The sequence below is a fragment of the Neobacillus sp. BF23-41 genome (genome assembly GCF_041106275.1).
Genome location: NZ_JBGBPR010000082.1, coordinates 1 through 2,605, shown reverse-complemented (window position 1 = coordinate 2,605; position 2,605 = coordinate 1). Strand labels below are relative to the sequence as shown.

Genomic DNA, 2,605 nt, shown 5'->3' with positions numbered 1-2,605 from the left:
AAATCCAATTGCAAGGGTTATGAAATCCTGCGAATAAGTGAGCATTCGAGAGATATTCGTATCAAACTGAGGGAGTTTAAGTGTAATTATTCACAATCTGCATTTTTATTGTAAGATGGGTGGATTTTCCATGTTAATGCAACTTCCTAGCAAATATCCATTGCCTCCACACAAATTGACCCCCTACCATTAGGCAGGGGATGCATGTATTTATCGTTTTCCACTTACGAAAATTTAACTGTCAGGTGAGAATTCTTGCTAGACCGAATGCAACTGCTGCAGCAAGTCCACCAGTAATCATCGTTTGAAAAGCATTCTTCACCGGAGAAGTTCCAGTAAACCTTCCTTTTACATATCCAAAAATCAGTAAGGCACTAAGTGTAACAATAACAGAAACCATTAATGCTGTTGAAGGTTTATGAAGGATGAAATATGGAAACAAAGGGATTATCCCTCCGACAATATAAGAAATAGCAATGGTAATCGCACTGTTTCTCGCTCTTGTCGGCTTCGGCTTTTCTAGCCCCAATTCAAATTTCATCATAAAATCCACCCATTTTTCAGGGTTCTTTTTCATGGTTTCAGTAATCGATTTGATTTGGTCTTCTTCAAGCCCATATTCCCTGAAAATTTCAGATACTTCTTCTTCTTCACGCTCTGGTAGTTCTATTATTTCGCGCCGTTCACGGGCAAGTTCAGATTCGTAATGTTCCGCATCTGTTTTTCCTGCCAAATATCCGCCAAGTCCCATGGCAATTGACCCTGCTGCAATTTCAGCGCCTCCGGCAGTGAGAATTAATGTTGTTGTATCAATAGCACCGGACAAACCAGCAGCTAATGCAAACGGTACGGTTAATCCGTCTGACATACCAATTACAACATCCCGAATGAAGTCAGACCCAGAAAAATGTTCTTCTACGTGATGCAGGTGTTGATCCATTTTTTTCACCTCCAACTTAACTGATCTAACACCAATATGCGCCTATTTTTGTAGGTTTTATTGTTTTATAACTCCTCCTAAAAGGAAAAATTTTTTTATAGTATTTACCTGACGCTTGTAAAAAATTCTACCAATAAAATGGGAACATTTTATTGGTCTAATCCAATATCAACCATATAACATCTAGACTTGAAATTCCTTTATGGGATATTATGGTGAACCCTATTTTGATTAAGAAGAATAGTTTTGTAATTTACGATCAGATTTGTGAAAATATTTACTTAATCAAACGGATGCTAGAGCTGAAGAGCAGAGCTGTCATTTTCGCAGCTTTTCTTGTTGCATTAACGGGGGAGACTAGTTTAATGGTGAGCCCAATCAAGGTTAAAAAACTTTAATTTAGTATTCAATGTGAAAAAGCTAGTAACCTAAAATTAGATAGCTTTTTTGTCTTATTCAAATTAACCTATTTTTTCAATTAATTTGTAATTAAGAATTCATTAATATAGAAAATGCTTTCATTTATCGTGCTATATTGTATTTAAATAAAATTGGAGGTTATTTTAACTTTAAGTGGTTTGTTTAATAAAAAAATGGAGGCATTTATATGTCATATTTAGTTTATTTAAACAACGTAATGATAAAGCCGAATGTAAGATTCATACAGAATTAATTTAAACGATGTGAAGTATTTTATTTAATTTATCGGGTACTTAAAATACAAGATGGGGTATTGGTGACAATGACCAAGTTGAGAATCTAAAAGTTGTTTTTTAATTTAAAAAAGCAGAAATGTAGTGTATACACTACACTTATTTATAGGAGGACAGATTAATGAATACACGAGAAATCAAGGTCCAAAAACAAGGATGGATTCCTAAAAAGGAACGAATATGGTTAATCGTGGCGATTATTATCGCTGCTTCGATAATGCTTTGGGAACTTAAGGGACTATTACAGCTTTCATTAACCACTCTGCACAGCAGACAGTTCGAACATACATTTAAAGGTTTTGGCTCCAATGCAAGAATTGCCTTATTTTTTGTAATTGCTTATTATGTGCTTCTTCGTGTTATTAGGCTTCGTATGCTGAAAGGTCAAGGAAAGGTAAAAAAATGGTTGTCCAATTTGCTGCGCTTTGCCCGAAGATGGCATACTCCAGCAGCGATTATCGCCATCGCTTTTATTATCTTGCATTCGGTAGCTGTCTTTATGCACGGCTTCAAATTTGATTTTAATAATATAAGTGGATTGCTTTCATTGCTAGTCCTGCTTCCAGTTCCTATATCGGGACTATTTCGATATCAGAGGATGGATCGGAAGTGGCATTTGCGGTCTGGTGTTGCTTTTGCAATTCTATTTTTAATTCATTCTTTTTTATAACCAACATGTTAAAAACATTATTAGAGTTAGAGAAATAGTCTATTTTTTTCAGGTGTAATGATCTAAATGTAACAATGGGTGAAATAATAAAGTGATTGTTTCGTGATTTTTAAATAAGTGCTTCTTGGGTAACTCTTTTTTTGGAGAACAAGATTGTGAAGAATTATACTTAAACAAACGGTGCGATTGTTCAATTAGAGCAGTCGCTTTTCTGTGTGCCAGGCATGTTCATTAACTAGGCGGTGCAAGTCCGCTATGGGCGTTGGGATATGCGAACCATTA

At 35.4% G+C, this 2,605-nt stretch carries 3 protein-coding genes; 2 read left to right on the top strand and 1 reads right to left on the bottom strand.

The window, feature by feature from the left end:
• Positions 1-241 precede the first annotated feature (241 nt).
• A complete protein-coding gene (locus tag AB7942_RS30375) occupies positions 242-940 on the bottom strand; it encodes a VIT1/CCC1 transporter family protein (protein WP_369449771.1) in 699 nt (232 codons plus the stop codon).
• A gap of 227 nt (positions 941-1,167) precedes the next feature.
• Between AB7942_RS30375 and AB7942_RS30370 the strand changes: the two genes are divergently transcribed.
• A complete protein-coding gene (locus AB7942_RS30370; RefSeq protein WP_369449770.1) occupies positions 1,168-1,338 on the top strand; it encodes a hypothetical protein in 171 nt (56 codons plus the stop codon).
• 436 nt (positions 1,339-1,774) lie between these two features.
• Positions 1,775-2,323, top strand: a complete 549-nt coding sequence (locus tag AB7942_RS30365) for a hypothetical protein (RefSeq protein ID WP_369449769.1) — start codon at positions 1,775-1,777, stop codon at positions 2,321-2,323.
• The last annotated feature ends 282 nt before the right edge of the window (positions 2,324-2,605 follow it).